This window comes from Sphingomonas sp. GW821-FHT12D09, assembly GCF_058807215.1.
The window spans coordinates 18,603-35,516 of sequence record NZ_JBXAQL010000004.1 but is presented as its reverse complement, the minus strand read 5'-3'; the positions used below and the strand labels follow the sequence as shown (position 1 = coordinate 35,516).

Below are 16,914 nucleotides of genomic sequence, written 5' to 3'. Positions count from 1 at the left end.
GCGCTACCGGACCAACGAAAGCACGGGCCGGTGAGTCTGCTCGTGCAGCTCGCCGACCCGCGCGATGGTGACCGAGGTGGTTCGATCAGGCGGCGTCGGCCGTCTTCTTGCCCTTGCGCGGTTTGGGCGTCTTGGCAACCTCCTCCTCGGAGGGCGGCGGGTTGGTGATCGCGCCCGCCGCGATCTTCGCGGCGACGCCAGGGGCGACCTCCAGGAGGCGGTCAGCCGTGGCGTCGGGGTCATAGGCGCCGTCGCTGTCGTGGCAGGCGTTCACGTCTCGAGTGTGGGTGACGCCTTCGTGGTCGAAGGTGACCGAGACGGAGCGAGTGTCGGCGTTGTAGCCGTTGACCTTAATTTCCATGGGTGGGCTCCTCGTTGAAGTTCAGCGGCCGATCGCGCGCCAGTTGATCGAGTCGAGCTGGGCAAGGCTGCTCGCTGCGGCGGTCCACTGAACGTAGAGCACGCAGTGATCGAGGTGATGCTCCATCACCTGCACGATCATGTCCTGCCGGTTGTTGCCCAGGCCATTCACGCCGGTGGCCATGACGTTGATCGAGTTAATGTCCGTGAAGGCGATCGGAAACGTGACGACGACTTGTTGTTCGCCGAAGGTGCCGAGCAGCGATCCCCACTGCTCGATCACGCCGTTGGGCCGCTTTTCCCAATAGCCATAGGCATTGGACCCCGCGCGGGTGGCATCGGTGAGCAAGGCGAACGCGCTGGCGTGCTGGCCGTCAAGGAGATCGGCGTCAAGGCCCGAGCCCGAGCCATCGTTCGCCGCGTCCCAGACCGTGCTGCCTGCTCGCGTGAACGCGGGGGCGGCAACAGAGCCCCCGAACGACCATGCGCCCGCTGCATCTAAAGTTACCCGCGTAACCCCAGCCGTAGCATCGAATATCGAAAATCCGGATTGGGTTACGCCCGCGACACCAGCAACAATCTGATAGCTGCGACCGCCCGCGCCCGTGTTCTCAACCGTGATGCGCGCCTCGAGCTGGTCCGCGCGACGCAAATGGAGCGGCGATGCGGGTGCAGGCACGCCGATCCCCAGCGAACCGGTGAAATTCGCTCCCGAGAGCAGCGCGAATGCCGACGCGTGCAGACCGTCGAGCAGGTCGGCGTCGAGACCAGATCCCGAGCCGTCATTTCCCGTATGCCACGCAGCGTTTCCGTTGACCAAGACCGGCACGTAGAACTCAGCTGCGCTGCCGCTGAGCTGATGACGCAACGTACCCGCGATGTAATGCTGGTAGGCGTTGAAGCCGCGATCAAAAGTAATGAAGTCGTTGGCGTCGAATTGGACCGTGGGATAGTTGCCAGTGGGCAGGCTCAGAAGGAAGGTGCCGTCACGGCCGATATTTCCCGAGAACGTCGCGCCCGACAGCAGTGCGAACTCAGCGGCTTGGCGGCCGTCGAGCAGGTCGGCATCGAGGCCGGAGCCTGCGCCATCATTCGCGGCATCCCATACGGTGTTGCCGCCGCGGGTGAGCGCGCCAGCTACGGAGACCAATCCGCCGAAAACCGCCGAGCCGCCCGAAGGCTGGATGTTAAGAGGCGCTCCGATATTGTTCGCGAGCGCGTTGAGGACGCCAGACCATTGGCCGCCGTTGAGCCAATAGCCCATGCTCAGGCGATAGGCCGGGTTCTGAGAACCTTCCCCCACCTGAATTTGCGTGGCGGCGGTTGGCGTGGTGGGGTTCACGGTAGGAAAGGCGGCGACCGGGCCGGTGAAATATGACCCCGACAAGAACGCGAATTCCGCCGCCTGCCGCCCGTCGAGCAAATCGGCATCTAGGCCCGAGCCTGCGCCGTCGTTGCCGGCATCCCAGACGGTGTTGCCTGCCCGGTAGATTGCACCCTGGATGGTAAGGGCGCCGCTGTTCGTAAACCCGCCACGATAGGTGTTGTTGGTGTAGAAAGAGATCTCGCCATTCGCGACGTTGACCAGCCGGAGCGTTGTTCCGTCGTGCTGAAGGTAGCCAAACATCGTGGTCTGAGCCGCGTTGTAAAAGGTGATGTAGGGCGCAGTGCCCGTGGAGCGCAGGCTCTCACTGTCCGCGTTTGCGCCGATAAAGCGCGCGGCAGTGACGGCACCAGCAAAAGAGGGAGAGCTGGCGAGTTGCGCGAACGCTCCAGCATGGAGACCGTCGAGCAGATCGGCGTCTATCCCCGAGCCGGATCCGTCGACCGTCACGAGCTTTCCGAGAATGTCGCTTGCCGTGTAGGTAAGCGCGTTCAAGGGCGTGTAGCCCAGACGCCCGACGATATTGGTGTAAAAGCTGCCGTCCTGCCCATCGAGCAGGTCCGCGTCGAGGCCCGAGCCCGCACCATCGACCGTAAGCAGCCGCGCCAGCACATTCGCCGCGGTAAAGGCGAGAGCCATCCCGCGCGGGGTTAGCGCCTTCAGGGCGTTCGCCATCGCGATCGCTTCGGCATCGGTGGCTAGCTTGACGACGCCGGCGGTGTCGACCGTCGCCGGCGGATTGAGGAAGTTCGCATCGCCGAACGTGATCATTGCGGCGGCGACATCGACAAACTGCACATCGACTGCGAGCAACATCAGCGCCTGGGCGGACTTCTCCACGATCACGCCGGCTTGGCCGTAGGCGGCGAAGAGGGTGCCATCGGAAAGGTAGAGCGCGAACGACCTGGTCGAATAGACATCGCCGCTCTCGTCGCGAACGACGATGTGCATCGTGTCGGCCGCGACGGCGCCGCCCGAAATAGTCGCGATCCGCTTCACTTCGCCGGGGAGCGCCGCCGTCGCCGGCGTCGCGACGATCGGCGTGCCGGAAACCCCGACCTGCGCGATCGTCACGGCGTTGGTGCCGTTATGCTGTGCAGCGATCAGCGCGGCGCGTCCCGCATCGGTGATGATGATCTGAATTGCCATGGGATCTCCGATCAGGCCGCCGGGGCTTCGAGCTGCAGGCGAGCGAAGGTTGCGGGGCGGGCGCCGCCGACGATGCCGAGACGCTGCGAGGCGTTGACGCCTTGGGTGTAAGTGAAATGACTGCGCACCGGCTTGGTGCGGCGGACCTCGGCGATCACCGCGTCGGCGAAGGCTGCGCTCGCCTCGGTGCCGCCTTCGCCAGCGAGCGTGACCGCTAGGTTGAAGGTGTGCGGCTCGCCGCGCGGCTCAGTCTGCCACCATTCGCGCACGGCTACAGCGCCACCGAAGCTTTCCACCACGGCGCGGACCGACTCTGACGTGCCCTTTCGGCGCTGGATCTCGATCGCACGGCGCACCCGGGCGCGCTTGACCGGCTCGGGCCAATCGCTCGACCAGCTGTCGATGGAGAGCGCCCAGGCCAGATAGGGAAGCAGCGGAAGCGGGCATTCATCGGGCGAGACGAGCCGGGGCAGGGGAACCGGCAGCTCGGCGACCCGCGACATGACTTGCTCGATCGCACGCTCGAGGCGGGATGCGTTGGGGGGCAGCAGGCTTGCCGTCATTCGGCGACGCCCCCGTGCACGACATTGATAGCGCTGCACCAGCTCGCGCTTTCCCGGTCGATGATGATGTCGGCCGCCGGCGAGGTAAGGATAACGTTCTGCACGCCCTCCCCATGCAGCGCCGCGTGGAGGCCGGAGACAGTCACGTCGAGACCAAGCCGGTGCTGACGCGCGGCATATTCGGTGACGCTGCGAATCGATTCCGCGATGACGATCGAGCCGTCAGGACCGGCGAACGTCTTCACCGTGGCGGTGATCGCATAGGGCACGATCGTCGCGGCCTGGACCGTGACCGCATCGGTGAGGGGGCGCACCGTTTCATCGGAGACGTGAGCGGCCACTACGTCGAGCAGCTCGGCCGACGCGGTTCCGTCTCCGGCACGGGCCAGCACAGTGACCAGCACTTCGCCGGGGGCCGGGCTGATCGCCGAGGCGTCCAGCACATCGCCGGATGCCGAGCGGGCGTGGAAGATGTAGGCGCCTTCGGGGCCGGCGACCGAGAAGCCTTCCGGGGCCAGCACGAAGCGGCTGCGGAGATCCGCGTCGCTTTCATAGGTCGGGCCGATGCCCGCCGCCAGATCGCCGGGATCCAGCATCAGGCGGTCGACGTTCATCAGCGCCGCGAGATTGTCGAGATCCGCGCCCACCGCATAGGCCGGCATCACCGCCTTGGCCGCGTCGTTGATACGGGCGCGGATGTTCAGCTCACGATAGGCGAAGATCTGCAGCAGGATCATCGCCGGGTCGGAGTCTAACAGCGCATCGAAAACTACCGCGCTATCGGGATCCTGCGCTGCGATCGTCTGAAGGCTGGCGACCATCTCGCCGAGGATCTGCTCGAAACTCAGCGACTCGATCACGCTCGGCGCCGGGAGTCGCGAGAGATCGACGGCGGTGAAGGTTGCAGAGGTGTCGGCCATTCCGCGGGAATGACGCGCGGGCGCGAGGCTGGGGAGGTGGTGCCCCGGTGACGGGCTGCTCTACCGAAGCCCGCCCTCTATCAGGTCGGCGGCGACATCGATCACCGTAGCTTCGTCGTCGGTCGAGAAGCCGAGCAGGCGGCGCATGGCGTAGCGGTGGCGGATCCTTCGGCCGTCATAGGTGCGGCCGACCGTGGCTGTTTCCCCGAACTGGCTTACCGAGGCGATGCGATCGACCAGGCCGTTGACCGGTGTGATTTCCAATCCTTCGGCATCGGCCGAAAGCTTCCAGTTTCGCAGGGCCTTCAGGCCCCGGAACATGCGCTTGCCGGCGCGCGCGCGCAGACGGCCGCGGCGATCGAGCCGCTTCCGTCGGCCCTCCATCGCCGAGCCGTCGGGCTCGACGTTGTCGGCGATGCGCTTCAGGTTGGCGCGGCGCAGCTCCTGCCCGAGCTTGACCGATGCCCGGGCGCGCTTCTCAGGCGCGAGGCCGGCGATGATCCGCCCGAACCATTGCTCGAAGCGATGGAGATCCTCGTCTGCCACCGATCAGCCTTCCGGCTCGATCACCGAGCCGCCGGAAAGCACGATCGCCGATAGCGGGGGAATCGGATCTGCGCCGCCCGCGCCGAGGAAATCGTCCCACATGGGGTTCGGCTCGGGCAGGTAGTTGAGGTCGAACTTGCCGTCGTTACGCGGCGTGACCGCGACATTCTCGGTCAGCTTCATGAGGAACATCACGTCGACGGTGCCATTGTCGAGCACATCGGCGTCAAAGGTGAACCCGTCCGTCCCGGGCGAGAGCAATTCGGGCTGGTTGACGCGGAGCCAGCGGAAGAGCGCCAGCGATACGACGGCGATGTCGGTCGCCAAATCCTCTAGGTAGACCGAGAGGCGATAGCTGAAGGTAAAGCCGAACGACGCGGTCTGCCGCGATTGGGCCGAGCCCTGCTCGATCCACATTTTCAGACGAGCGGGATGAGCAGCCAGTTCGGGCACCGCAGCGATGATCGCGGTTCGCAGGCTTGTCATCTTCTGCACGGCTTCAATCGTCCCAAAGGGTGATGGTTTCGCGCATGATCGGCGCGACGGTAGCGGGATCGGGTAGCGTGACCGGCGTGCCGGTGGGCAGGACGGCCCCTAGATCCGCGAGCCCGGGGTTGAGCGCCAGCACCTGTTCCGTGACCTGGTCGGTGCGGCCGAGGACGCGCCAGCAGATCTGGTCGACGGTTTCGTTGGCGCGCGAGGGCTCGATCAAATCAGGTCGACGCGATTCCGCGCCACCTCCTCACCCTCGGGCAGGCCGATCGAGCGCAGATCCGCCACGGCCGCGAGAGCGTTGCGCCGAAATTCATCGGCCGAGCTTTCCTTCTCCTCGGCGCGATCGAGTCCCTTGTCGGTCGCGGAGATGTCGCGGTTCTCGGAGAACAGCTCGGCCGCGGCGAAATAGCGCACCACGCGCTCCCACAGCACAACGGCGCGGTTGCGCCCGTTGAGCGTCAGCTCTGTCACCTCGGCGAGGGAGGCCGCGCCCTCAGTGGCTCGTGCGGAGCGCCACGCGCCCAGCTCGCGGAAGGCATGGAGCATGCCGCCCTCGATCGCCTCGACCAACATACCGTGCGTGATCGAGCCGCCGCCCAGGCGGATGCGGTCTCGCACATCGGCGACCGCGATCGGCGGGAACCAGCCATCGGCCGCGACCGAGGCGTTTTCGGGATCGGGAAGCGGGGCGGGAGAGGAGACCAGGCCGTTCATGCTTCCTCGCGAAAATTTTCGGGGGGTGGGGATGGAGATCGAGCGCGTTGCCGCAGCGGCGCCGCTCCGTTTCCATCCGCCCCCCGAGCGCCGTGGGGCGTCCTGTTAGCCAGCGGCTTCGCTGGCGAGTTTCCTGAGCTGGCCTTCGAGCCGCTCCATGTCCTTCTTCACGCCGACGTTGCGGTCGAGCGCGAAGGCCCGCTTTGCCGACTCGAGCGCGGCCTCGAGGAAGCTCGCCTTGCCGCCGGCGGGGGCGTTGTCTGCCGCCGGATCGAAGGCATCCGCCTTGCGACTGAAGCTACGCGAGAACGCCTTGCAGAGCTTGGCCTTGGCCGGGTCCGGCATGTCGTGGCCGTCCACCAGCGCGCCGACACGGTAAAGCTGCTCGTGCGAGACCAGCGCGTGATGATCGAGCGAGATCGTCGCGATCTCCTCGGCGAGGAAGCACGCCACCGTGCGGTTGAAGCGCTCCGGCATGACCAGGCGGTGCTTGATGGCATGCTCGCCCAGGTCGAGCGCGTAGTCGAAGTCGCGATAGTCGATCGCCCAGATCATGTTCTGGATCAGGATCTCGTCCTGCACCGCGTCGCCCTCGAGGCCGGCGAGAAGCACCCCTTCGATCCACGGCGCGAACGCCTTGGCGAATTCTGCCTTCATCGGGTTGCGCGCCTCGATGCTCGCCACGTCGGACAGCTGGCGCAGGTTGTCGTGCAGCAGGACGCGCAGCGCGGCGTATTCCTGCCCCTGGGGCGTATCCGCGCTGGGCTCGGGCGGTGCCGCCTCCGCGAGTGCGGGCGCGGCAAGGCCGCTGACCAGGCCATGCACCATCAGCTGGTGGCGGCGGAAGGGACTAACCATCGGAAGCTCCTGAAAATAGTCGAGGAGGGCTTGTGGCCTCCCTCCTCGTGTGACGGGCTAATCGAAGGCCGCCGGCCACGGCAGCGCATCGCGTCGGGGCCCCCCCGGTATTACGGACGCTCACCGAAGGTGATGTTCTCGGCCATCACCGCAAAGTCGGTGTCCTCGATCACGTAGCCCTCGTTGATGCTGTTGTAGTCGACCAGCGCGGCCATGTTCTCGGGCTCGTCCTTGATGTAGCGGCGCGCCGAACCTTCCTGAGAGTAGATCGACAGATTGCTCGTGTCGGTCGCGTTGGGTCGGCCGAGCGGGGTGACCAGCATCGTGCCGTCCGGAAAGAAGGGGGCGATGGCTGCAGGACGTCCGCCGATCTGCTTGTCGGACATGACGATGTCCGAGACGGTCTGGTCGCTGATCGACTTCCCGCCGTCGATCGTATCCGCGAGCTTGCGGTTGATCATCGGGAAGTACTTCTCATCGACCAGGTCCTGGCTGACGATGACGACATGATCGGTCGAGTTGCGCGCCCAGCTCGGCATGCCCGAGATGAGATCATAGGCGAGCGCGTCGATGTTCTTGTAGTCGCCGTCCGCCTCGTCCGCTTCGGCGCCAATGTAGATCGGCTTGGCGGTGCCGGTGGCGGTGGTGACGCCGTTGGCGGTGACCATATTGCGGCCCATGACGTGCGCGGCCTTTTCGAGGCGCAGCTTCTGCAGCCACCCGATGTTCAGATCCTCGCCCAGCGGGTGGGCCTCGGGATCGCTATCGGCCGCCGCGACGATGCCGTTCCAGCCCACCGTGATCCGGGTGAGGCCGATCGAGATCGCGACGTGCTTGGCATAGCGCTCGGCGAAGTCCTTGAACTTCGACCAGGAGTCGATCAGCTCCCAGGGCAGCATGGTGTCGAACTGAGTCGGGAACAGCTCGTACTTCCGGTCGCTGAGGTTGCCGGCATACTGCGGCTTGCGCGGCAGATTGGCGCGGCTCGTGCGGCGGCCGACCATGTTCTTGGTTCCGATGCCGATCACCTGGCCGCCGAGCTGGCCGACCGTGGGCATGTTGATTCGGCTGAGGAAGCCGACATTCTCGCGCTGAAGATCCTCGAGGATCTGCTCGGCGGTCGGATCGAGCGCGAACTGATGGGCGACGCCACGGGTGGCATTGTTCCGCTGCGCAATGGCGGCGAAGAGGCCGTCCAGCGCCACGCGGCCGCGGTCGGAAAGAAGATAGGTCATGTCAGTCGTTACCTCTTGGAGCTAGGCGGGGCTGGCGGCGGGAAAGGTCAGAACACCTTCGAGTAGTCGCCGGCATTGCCGTTGGCCTGCGGGCGCGCGCGGAAGCTGGCCTGGGGGGTCGCCTCCTGCTCGTCCTCGATCTTCCTCAGCTTCACGCCGAAGCCGTCGAGTTCGTCGCGCACTTCATTGCGGAGCCCGTCGATACTGGCCGAGACGGTCTGGCCGAACTCGGTGAACATCCCGCGGAGGGCAGTGAAGTCGAACGTGGTGGCCGGCGCGGGGTCGCTGACGGGCGGCGCCGGCGGGGTCACCGGTTCCTTACCCCCGAACTTATCGGCGAACTTGTCCAGCACTCCGGTCAGCGCGCTGAGGAAACCACCGCCGACACCGCCAGCGTCATCGTCGCCAGCGAATTCGAGGGCGGCCGAAGTATCATGCGACAGGCGGATCGTGCCCGGGAGCGAGCGGTTGAACTGCAGGCGCTCGGTGGCGATCGACGCCGGGCTGTCGGTGAGCGCGCAGCCCATCATGTAGGCGAAGCCCTTGCCGCCGAAATTCGGCTCGATCTCGATCGACGGATAGACCTTCTGGCTGGCGTCGTTCAGCTTCTTCGCGTCGTCGGTGACATCGAACACGCCGAACAGCGCCTTCCGGTTCTCCATCTTGCCGTTGAAGTTCACCTCGGTCTCGCCGGTGGACAGCTCCAGCACGTCCCCGAAGGCGCGGAAGGGGCCGTTGCCGTCGAACCCGCGGATGTGCTCGATGTTCAGGCGCGCGCCGTAGGTCTTCGGGTCGTAGCTCGAGGCCATCTCCTCGATCATCTTGTCGTCGATCACGCGGCCGTCGACGGTGGAGCCGGCGGTGGCGAGCAGGAAAGCCTTGGTCTTCATCGGTCAGCTCCCGTTGGGTCGATTTGGGAGCCGCTCGGCGTCTCCCGTGTTGATCCCCTAAAGGCCGCCGAACCGCACATCCTGCAACGCGCGGCGCGGGTGACGCCGGGGTCTACCCGGGCAACAGGGCGCCGAGCGGGCCGCGCGGGGTGCATGGCGTATCGCCATGCAGCGCGAAGCCACCCGACCCGACGACGAAGCGGCGATCAGCCGGCAGGTGGCGCGTGCGCAGCGCCGGGAGGCCCGGTCGCTCTATTGGCGCGGGTGGCAGCTCAATCACATCGCCGAGGAAGTGGGCGTTGCCTATGGCACCGTCGCGTCATGGAAGAGCCGCGAGGAGTGGGACGCCGCCGCACCGATCACGGTGATCGAGGACCGGATCGAGGCGAAGATCGCCACGCTGCTCGACAAGGATCCTTTCACCGAAGGGGACATGAAGCGCGTCGATTTCCTGATGCGCCAGATGGAGCGCGGCGCGCGGATCCGCAAATATAGCGAGACCGGCAAGGAGGGTGATCTCAACGCCAAAGTCGCCAAGCGCAACGACGACACCGCGAAGGCGAAGCGAGCCGAGAAGCGCAAGAACCACCTCACCCCCGAGCAGTGGGAGGCGCTGCTCGACGATTTCCACGAGAAGAACTTCGAATATCAGGAGATCTGGTGGAGCCAGCGCAACCAGCGCACCCGCAAGATCCGGAAAAGCCGCCAGGTCGGCGCGACCTGGTATTTCGCGCGCGAAGCGCTGGCCAAGATCGGCGAGGCCGTCCTAGAGGGCGAGCAGCCGCGTAACCAGATCTTCCTGTCGGCATCGCAGCGGCAGGCGAACAAGTTCCGGCGCGAAATCGTCAATTGGGTCCGGCGCGTCACCGGCGTCGAGCTGAAGGGCAACCCGATCATCCTCGACTTCACGCCCTCGGCCGAGCCGGGCGAGGAGAGCGGCGCGGGGCCGGCGCTGGACTCGGTAGGCCTGTATCCGCTGTCGACCAACAGTGCGACCGCCCAGGGCGAGAGCGGCGACTTCTACTTCGACGAATATGCCTGGGTGCATGGTTTCGCCGAGCTGAAGAAGGTCGCCAGCGCAATGGCGACGCACACCATCTACACGCGCACCTATTTCTCCTCGGCATCGACCAAGACGCACGGATCCTATGCCTTTTGGTCGGGCGAGGAATGGAACGCCGGCAAGGCGAAGGCCGACCAGCGCCCGTTCGACCTGTCGCACCGCAACCTGCGCGATGGCGCGATCATGCCCGACGGATCGTGGCAGCAGATCGTCACCATCCACGACGCGGTGGCGCGCGGCCTGGGCAAGCTGGTCAACGTCGACGAGCTGCGGCTCGAATATTCCGAGGACGAGTTCCGCAATCTCTTCGAATGCGAGGACATCGACGACGCGGAGAGCAGCTTCCCCTATGCGCGGATCGCGCCGGCGCGCGTCGACAGCTTCTACAAATGGCGCGACTTCAAGCCGGCGCTAATCGAAATCCCGGGCGGCCGCCCGTTCGGCGACAAGCCGGTTTGGCTGGGATACGACCCGAACAAGCAGGGGCGCGACGATGCCGCACTCGTGGTGTTGGCGCCGCCAGAGACCCCGGGCAAAGGCAAGTTCCGCGTCCTCGAGAAATACCGGCTCAACGGGTTGGACTTCGCCGGGCAGGCCGCTTTCATCAGGTCGGTCACCGAGCGGTACAACGTCACCGACATCTCGATCGACACCACGGGGCACGGCCTCGCGGTGTGGGAGCTGGTGTCGAAGTGGTTCCCGCTCGCCCGCAAGATCGAATATTCGGTGGCGACCAAGACGGCTCTGGTGATCAAGGGGCAGAACGTCTTCCGGGAGCAGCGCATCGAGTTCGACGCAGGTTGGACCGACGTGATGCAGGCATTCATGGCGATCCGCCCGTCGCTTACCGCCAGCCAGAAGGGCGTCACCTATGTCGCCCGCCGCAACGGCGCGATTGGCCATGCCGACATCGCCTGGGCGATCCTGCACGCCCTTTCCAACGAACCGCTCGACGTCGCCAGCGCTGATGAAGCGCAGGGCGGCACCATCATTTTCTTCGACTGAGGAGCCGCTTCCCAATGACCGACTCTACCGAACTGGCCCTGATCGAGCAGCCCGCCGAGGCCGCGGCGCCGATGAGCGAGGGCGGGACCGTGTATAGCTTCGGCGACCCGGAGAGCGTTCTCGATCGGCGCGAGATCTCCAACTATTTCGAGATCTGGCACAATGGCCGCTGGTATGAGCCGCCGCTTCCGCTTGGGCGGCTCGCCCAGGCCTTCAACATGTCGCCCTATCACCGCAGCGCCATCGCGCTGAAGCTCAACATGCTGGTCGCGCAGCAGGCGCCGTCGCGCTGGCTCGGCGCCGAGGCCTTCGAACGGTTCGCGCTCGACTTCCTGCAGCTCGGCAACTGCTATCTCGAGTGGATCCCGAACAACGCCGGCAGGCTCGCCCGTGCCGATCATTCGCCGGCGGTGCACATGCGCCCGGGCCTCGAGGCGGGCGTCTATTGGTTCGTGAACGGCCCGATCGGCGCCTGCCACCGCTTCGACGCTGGCCGCGTGTTCCACCTGATGCAGCCTGACGTGGCGCAGGAGATCTACGGCCTGCCCGAGTGGCTGGCGGCGCTGCAGAGCGGCCTTCTGAGCGAGAACGCGACGCTATTCCGGCGCCGCTACTATCTGAACGGCGCCCATGCCGGCTTCGTCTTCTACCTCAACGAGCCGCTGGCCGACACGAAGACGGCGGACCAGATCGCGGAGAAGCTGGGCAAGGCTAAGGGCGTCGGCAACTTCAAGAACCTGTTCGTGCACATCCCCAAGGGGAAGAAGGATGGCGTGCAGATCATCCCGATCGCCGATGTGACTGCCAAGGACGAGTTTTCCTCGGTGAAGAACATCAGCCGCGACGATATGCTCGCCGGCCACCGCACGCCGCCGCAGCTGATCGGCGTTATCCCGCAGAACAATGGCGGCTTCGGTAAGGTCGGCGAGACGCGGGACGCCTTCTATCGCATGGAGATCATCCCACTGATCGGGAGGCTCCTGCGCGCCAACGACTTCTTCGGCGTGCCGCTGATCGCCTTCCGCGACTATCGCTGCAGCGACGGCACCATCATCCGGCAGGACGGCACCGAAATTCCGCCTGGGCGGATCGCCTAGCGGCCAGGGCCGCGGGGGGAACCGGGTGTCGGGCCCGGAACACCGACGAGGGGAGATCTCGCCACAACCAACTGGCCTGTTGGCCGCCCCGCACCCGGCAGCGCCGGGCGGGGATCCTAGAAGAGCGAGATTTCCAACATGACAAGTACCTGCGTTCAGCCCGTCGCGCCCGCGGCGGGCTATATCGGCGGCAAGCGCAACCTGGCGGGCCGGATCGTGCGGATCCTCGATCGCCTCGAGTGCGAGGCCTATGCCGAGCCGTTCGTCGGCATGGGGGGCATCTTCCTGCGCCGCCGGCGCCGCCCGCGCGCCGAGATCATCAACGATCTCTCGGGCGACGTGGCGACCTTCTTCCGGGTGCTGCAGGAGCATTTCCCCTATTTTATCGACATGCTCCGCTTCAGGGTGGCGAGCCGGGCCGAATTCGAGCGGCTACGCGCCCTGCCTCCCGAGCGGCTCACCGACCTGCAGCGCGCGGCGCGCTTCCTGTATCTGCAGCGCCTCGCCTTCGGTGGGAAGGTGAGCGGGCGAAACTTCGGCGTCGATGTCACCCAGGGCGCGCTCTTCAACATCGCCAAGCTCGAGCCAATGCTCGCGGACATCCACGAGCGGCTTGCCGGTGTCGTGATCGAGCAGCTGGGCTATGCTGCGTTCATCGCCCGCTACGATCGCCCTGGGACGGTATTTTACCTCGACCCGCCATATTGGGGCTGCGAGGACGATTACGGCCCTGAGGCGTTCGCGCGGGCTGATTTCGAGCATCTGGCGGCCCAACTCGCCGGCATCCGCGGGCGCTTCGTGCTCAGCATCAACGACACGCCGGGCGTGCGCGCGGTGTTCGCCGGCTTCCAGCTGCGCGAGATCGAAACGACCTATACCGTCGCCAAGGGGCCGGCGGCGAAGGCCGCCGAGCTGCTGATCTCGAATTTCGACCTTTGAACCTCGCGCCCCGTTCGCCGGGGCGCTATTTCGCGGTGCGGGCCCGCTCTTCAGCTTCGTCGGCCCGGTAATGATAGAGCTTGGCGAGTTCGCGGTGTGCACGGGCGCTGGGGCGCTGTCCCAGCGCCTCAGCGATTTCCAGTTCTCGTGTAGCGCGTGCGCGGTAGTAGACGACAGCATCTGACATTCGAACGCTCGAAATGCTCCCAAAATGGTCCCTTCGATCAAGCGGGTGGCGACGGCGAACGTTCCGCTAGCGAATTCGTCTCGACTCCCCGGGAACACAGGTCGGCGTGGTGGATTCAACGCAGGTTATCGAAGGAGGTGTAGATGTCTGACAACAAAGGCAATGTTGGTTCGCCCGATCGCGACCGCATTAACATGAGCGAGGACTATGAGGTTCAGGATTGGACCAAGTCGCTCGGCGTCTCGAAGGAGCGCCTGCAAGAGGCAGTGAATGCTGTCGGGAACAGCGCGGATGCGGTTCGCGCATATCTGAACAAGTGATCCGGATCCGCCGGGGCCTACCTTGGACGGAAGAGGAGGACGAGCAGCTCAGGGCTCTCCTACTCAGCGGAGCGTCGCTGCCAGAAATGGTGGCGGCGCTTTCGCGTTCCGGCGAGGCTATCGATAGGCGGCTCGGTAAGATTGGCTTATCACGCACGGGGAGGACGCGAACAAAGCGCTCCGTTTAAGGATAGCAAATGGCCGACGACCTCCCCGCCCATGCGATATTATCCGTGATGAGCGACCTTGCCGAGCAGGCCGCCGACGTGCCCCTGGAAGTGTTGTGCATTTCGCTAGCGAACATACTCGAAAGCGAGCGCGTCCAAGCAGATGAGGATCTGCTGGGGCAGCTGGTTATATTAGGCGCGGGCCTATGGCGACACACCAGCGTGTTTAAGGCTGGCGGTTCGCAGAGTGTGCAGTGACGGCTGCTATTCGTCGTTCGCGGCGGGCATGATGTGCCAGAGGTGATGCGAGAGGTTTAAACGACTTACATCTTCGGCGACCAGGCCGCCGGTACCGGGAAGCATGTCGGCTAGCTCCTGATCGCAAACTTCGAAATTTAAGCGCTGCGGGACGGCGCCGGCGCTTACCATTTCCCGAAGTCCTCGAGCGAGGCGCTTACGCGAGCGCGCTCATCGGAAAATCGCTCCTCTATGGTCTCTAGCCGGTAAAGCCAGGCGCAATCTGCCGCGGGTAGTTCATCGCCGCCACGATCATTTTCCTCGGCCTCTTCCAGCTCCCGGAGAAGCTCGCCCGGATCGCCATGAGGCAGGTCGCGGCCGTGATAGACCATGCCGATTGCGAAATCGCTCGCCTGGGCGGCGCTGATCACAATGCACTCATCGTCATGGTCATCATCGGCGGCGGGAAATCGGATCAGCGCTTTCTTGGGCAGTCGGGCCACGGTGCCGATCGCGCCCGAATTGCAGGCCGCGCTATCGCCGCTGATCTGGATGATGCGGGCGCGCTCGGAATTATAGGGCTGATCGTCAATCAGCATCACCCATTGCCCATCGAGCGCGAAGCCCGGTGACATGCCCGTGGCGAGCTGGGCTGCGCGCTGGCTGAGCCCAATGGCTTCCAGCTCGGCGACCGATAGGGACCAGGCGGGAGCCGGGTTCATGCCGCCGCCCTCAAGACCGAGCAGTTCCATCAGTTCGCCGCCCCGCTGGTCTGAACCGGATATGCCCAGCGCTGCTCGGGCGGTCGATTCTTGGCGTCGCGAATGTGCCCCTTCAGCGCATCGCGCATGCGGTCGCCGAACACCCTCTCGTCCTTGGCCGATTGCAGAAAGCCGGTCTCGACGGCCATCTGCGCGACGACCTGCATCAGCGCATCTACCGTGGGCAAGAACTCGAGCATCACCTTCTCACCGATGTGGCTCAGCTCCATCATCACACTACCGTGGACGAGATAGGCCAACTCTTCCGACGGAATAATTTTCGGCGCGTTCATAGTCTCTTGTCCCATACGACTCGGGAAGGGATCTATAGAACAAAATCAGAACAAAGACGAGTCAGCCTATCTGCACGACGTCCAAGCTGCCTGCTGGCGAGGGGCGCAGGATCTCGCGGGCGGGGATCGCCGGGTTCAGCCAGCTCGCCCAATCCTTGAAGGCAAGGGGGACGATCTGCCGGCTGTGATAGGGGGCGACGTCCGGCCCCGGTTCGGTCGTCAGCATCGTGAAGGCTTCGCCCACCGGCGCGTCGCTTCGCCAATAGCCGGCTATCGCAAAGAACGGTTCGCCGCGCATCGTGAACAGCCATTTGTCCTTCAGTCGTTTCTTCGGCTCGCCCTCGATCGTCACGGGGGTGGTGAACTCGTAGAACCCGTCCGTTACGATCAGGCAGCGCCCGACCGGGAACTCGCGGCCCTCCGAGCGGAAGTTGTAGACGGGCTTGCCTGCACCAGGGCCCGGCCAGCTCCAGCGCCTTGCGACCAGCTCGACTCCGCCCTCTTGCCCGGATGCCCTGATTATCGAGCCGGTATCTGTGATCCTGATGTCGTCGCGCGGCTCGCGGTTCGGCGCGCCTTCAGGGAAATGCACCGGGATGCGGACCTCCGAAAACTTGGCCCGGAGATCGTCCAGCAGTACGTGGTCGCGGTAATCGTTGCACATAATCCACAGCTTGGCGCGGCCCACCGCATGAGTCGAGGCCTTGAAGGATATCGGAACAAAGTGCGAACGATCCGGCTTATCGAGTCGGAGGGAATATGCGGAAGGTCGATCGCGAGGAGCTGGTTTTCGTGATCTATCACGAGCTGCGCAACTGGAGCGTCAGCTATCGACGCGCGATATTCAAGCCGAGCAGCGACCCCCTCGCTTGCCCGGAACATATCCCGGCCCAGATGGTGGCAACCGTGCTGCGCCGTGTCGAGATAATCGACCCGAATACGCCGCGGCACACACTGTCGATCGAAGAGCTCACAGCAATCTTCGTGCCCGCGATCCGCGCCTTCCCCGGCGCGATCGGCAAGCTGTGGTTATCGCGGATCTCCGCGCACGAAGCCGACGCGCGGCAAGCGGCTGCGATCCTGCTGGCCGACGCGCTCGCGCCATACTTCGTGCTTTCGTCAGCCAAGGAGATGGAGCCGCGGCCAAATTATCCCTGCTTTGAGATCAAACCCTATGCGCTGCAGCCGATCTGGCCCTGATCATGGGCGCGAACATCAAGATCGAGACCCTCGGCGACATTGTGCGTCGTGGGTGGAACGTCGAGATCGAATGCCGGTGCGGTCACAAGGGGGTGATCGACGCGGCCAAGATGGACCGCTGGTACATGTGCCACATGTGGCCGAACACGATCTCCGCGCTGCGCCAGCACCTGTACTGCCTGGGCTGTGGTGGGAAGCCGCCGGCGGTTCGTATTCGGGCGACGTCAGCCCTTCCTGATACCGCGCGCGGGCGCTTCCCGGCCAACGAGGAGGGATGGAAGCGCCTGGTGCGAGGCCTTCGCGGCTAGAGCGAGGCGCTCCCGACAAAGTCGACCGGCAACAGATCAATCACGTGGCGTAACAATATTGCGCCGGGGCACCGGGTTGGCACTTGCGCCCTTCGCGCGGCGCTCGCCCCCACACCTCGCTTGCTCCTTTTTCGTCGATTTCTTTGCAAGTGGGCAGGGTATCTCAGCGGCCGAGGCCGCCCCCATGGGCTCGCCGACCGGTTACATCGGTAATCCGGGGTGT

General features: G+C 65.0%; 21 protein-coding genes. 7 read left to right on the top strand and 14 right to left on the bottom strand.

The features are described 5' to 3' along the window. Positions 1-85: 85 nt before the first annotated feature. The 11 genes from AC1RPL_RS17300 to AC1RPL_RS17250 all read right to left on the bottom strand — a co-directional run bounded on the left by AC1RPL_RS17300 (position 86) and on the right by AC1RPL_RS17250 (position 9,114). Positions 86-361, bottom strand: a complete 276-nt coding sequence (locus AC1RPL_RS17300; protein WP_493071033.1) for a hypothetical protein — start codon at positions 359-361, stop codon at positions 86-88. Positions 362-382: 21 nt separating this feature from the next. Continuing rightward, positions 383-2,893: a gp53-like domain-containing protein gene (locus AC1RPL_RS17295; protein ID WP_493071031.1), complete on the bottom strand. Its 2,511-nt coding sequence runs from the start codon at positions 2,891-2,893 to the stop codon at positions 383-385. Between the two features lie 11 nt (positions 2,894-2,904). After that, positions 2,905-3,456, bottom strand: a complete 552-nt coding sequence (locus tag AC1RPL_RS17290; protein ID WP_493071029.1) for a phage tail protein I — start codon at positions 3,454-3,456, stop codon at positions 2,905-2,907. Further along, the gene (locus tag AC1RPL_RS17285) at positions 3,453-4,376 is read right to left on the bottom strand and encodes a baseplate assembly protein (RefSeq protein WP_493071027.1); all 924 of its coding nucleotides are present in this window, start codon (positions 4,374-4,376) and stop codon (positions 3,453-3,455) included. The genes AC1RPL_RS17290 and AC1RPL_RS17285 overlap by 4 nt, the downstream gene beginning before the upstream one ends. A 60-nt stretch (positions 4,377-4,436) precedes the next feature. Then, positions 4,437-4,922 carry a phage virion morphogenesis protein gene (locus AC1RPL_RS17280; protein ID WP_493071025.1) on the bottom strand — a complete coding sequence of 162 codons (486 nt, stop codon included), beginning with the start codon at positions 4,920-4,922 and terminating at the stop codon, positions 4,437-4,439. 3 nt (positions 4,923-4,925) lie between these two features. Then, positions 4,926-5,408, bottom strand: coding sequence for a phage tail protein (locus AC1RPL_RS17275; protein ID WP_493071023.1), 483 nt, complete (start codon positions 5,406-5,408; stop codon positions 4,926-4,928). Positions 5,409-5,421: 13 nt separating this feature from the next. Beyond that, positions 5,422-5,634: a tail protein X gene (locus AC1RPL_RS17270; protein ID WP_493071021.1), complete on the bottom strand. Its 213-nt coding sequence runs from the start codon at positions 5,632-5,634 to the stop codon at positions 5,422-5,424. After that, positions 5,631-6,131 carry a head completion/stabilization protein gene (locus AC1RPL_RS17265; RefSeq protein ID WP_493071019.1) on the bottom strand — a complete coding sequence of 167 codons (501 nt, stop codon included), beginning with the start codon at positions 6,129-6,131 and terminating at the stop codon, positions 5,631-5,633. Before AC1RPL_RS17265 ends, AC1RPL_RS17270 begins: the two co-directional genes overlap by 4 nt. A gap of 105 nt (positions 6,132-6,236) precedes the next feature. Further along, a complete protein-coding gene (gpM, locus tag AC1RPL_RS17260; protein WP_493071017.1) occupies positions 6,237-6,989 on the bottom strand; it encodes a phage terminase small subunit in 753 nt (250 codons plus the stop codon). A gap of 110 nt (positions 6,990-7,099) precedes the next feature. Further along, positions 7,100-8,224, bottom strand: coding sequence for a phage major capsid protein, P2 family (locus tag AC1RPL_RS17255; RefSeq protein WP_493071015.1), 1,125 nt, complete (start codon positions 8,222-8,224; stop codon positions 7,100-7,102). A gap of 47 nt (positions 8,225-8,271) precedes the next feature. Then, positions 8,272-9,114 carry a GPO family capsid scaffolding protein gene (locus AC1RPL_RS17250; protein WP_493071013.1) on the bottom strand — a complete coding sequence of 281 codons (843 nt, stop codon included), beginning with the start codon at positions 9,112-9,114 and terminating at the stop codon, positions 8,272-8,274. A gap of 166 nt (positions 9,115-9,280) precedes the next feature. On the opposite strand from AC1RPL_RS17250, the gene AC1RPL_RS17245 reads away from it, so the two are divergent. The 5 genes from AC1RPL_RS17245 (at position 9,281) to AC1RPL_RS17225 (ending at position 14,150) form a co-directional block, all read left to right on the top strand. Further along, complete coding sequence (locus AC1RPL_RS17245) at positions 9,281-11,182, top strand: terminase large subunit domain-containing protein (RefSeq protein ID WP_493071011.1); 1,902 nt, start codon at positions 9,281-9,283, stop codon at positions 11,180-11,182. A gap of 14 nt (positions 11,183-11,196) precedes the next feature. Beyond that, positions 11,197-12,279: a phage portal protein gene (locus AC1RPL_RS17240; protein WP_493071009.1), complete on the top strand. Its 1,083-nt coding sequence runs from the start codon at positions 11,197-11,199 to the stop codon at positions 12,277-12,279. Between the two features lie 138 nt (positions 12,280-12,417). Further along, complete coding sequence (locus AC1RPL_RS17235) at positions 12,418-13,218, top strand: DNA adenine methylase (protein ID WP_493071007.1); 801 nt, start codon at positions 12,418-12,420, stop codon at positions 13,216-13,218. A gap of 330 nt (positions 13,219-13,548) precedes the next feature. Continuing rightward, positions 13,549-13,725, top strand: coding sequence for a DUF3606 domain-containing protein (locus tag AC1RPL_RS17230; RefSeq protein WP_493071005.1), 177 nt, complete (start codon positions 13,549-13,551; stop codon positions 13,723-13,725). Positions 13,726-13,922: 197 nt separating this feature from the next. Continuing rightward, positions 13,923-14,150 carry a hypothetical protein gene (locus AC1RPL_RS17225; protein ID WP_493071003.1) on the top strand — a complete coding sequence of 76 codons (228 nt, stop codon included), beginning with the start codon at positions 13,923-13,925 and terminating at the stop codon, positions 14,148-14,150. Positions 14,151-14,314: 164 nt separating this feature from the next. On the opposite strand, the gene AC1RPL_RS17220 is transcribed toward AC1RPL_RS17225, so the two are convergent. From AC1RPL_RS17220 to AC1RPL_RS17210, 3 genes are all read right to left on the bottom strand, one after another. Further along, positions 14,315-14,881 (bottom strand): hypothetical protein, encoded by a 567-nt coding sequence (locus AC1RPL_RS17220; RefSeq protein WP_493071002.1) that lies wholly within the window; start codon positions 14,879-14,881, stop codon positions 14,315-14,317. After that, the gene (locus AC1RPL_RS17215; RefSeq protein WP_493071000.1) at positions 14,881-15,183 is read right to left on the bottom strand and encodes a hypothetical protein; all 303 of its coding nucleotides are present in this window, start codon (positions 15,181-15,183) and stop codon (positions 14,881-14,883) included. The genes AC1RPL_RS17220 and AC1RPL_RS17215 overlap by 1 nt, the downstream gene beginning before the upstream one ends. 61 nt (positions 15,184-15,244) lie before the next feature. Then, positions 15,245-15,871 (bottom strand): SOS response-associated peptidase family protein, encoded by a 627-nt coding sequence (locus tag AC1RPL_RS17210; protein WP_493070998.1) that lies wholly within the window; start codon positions 15,869-15,871, stop codon positions 15,245-15,247. Positions 15,872-15,942: 71 nt separating this feature from the next. On the opposite strand from AC1RPL_RS17210, the gene AC1RPL_RS17205 reads away from it, so the two are divergent. Both AC1RPL_RS17205 and AC1RPL_RS17200 read left to right on the top strand, forming a co-directional pair. Further along, the gene (locus AC1RPL_RS17205; protein ID WP_493070996.1) at positions 15,943-16,383 is read left to right on the top strand and encodes a hypothetical protein; all 441 of its coding nucleotides are present in this window, start codon (positions 15,943-15,945) and stop codon (positions 16,381-16,383) included. A 2-nt stretch (positions 16,384-16,385) separates the two neighbouring features. After that, the gene (locus AC1RPL_RS17200; protein WP_493070994.1) at positions 16,386-16,691 is read left to right on the top strand and encodes a hypothetical protein; all 306 of its coding nucleotides are present in this window, start codon (positions 16,386-16,388) and stop codon (positions 16,689-16,691) included. The last annotated feature ends 223 nt before the right edge of the window (positions 16,692-16,914 follow it).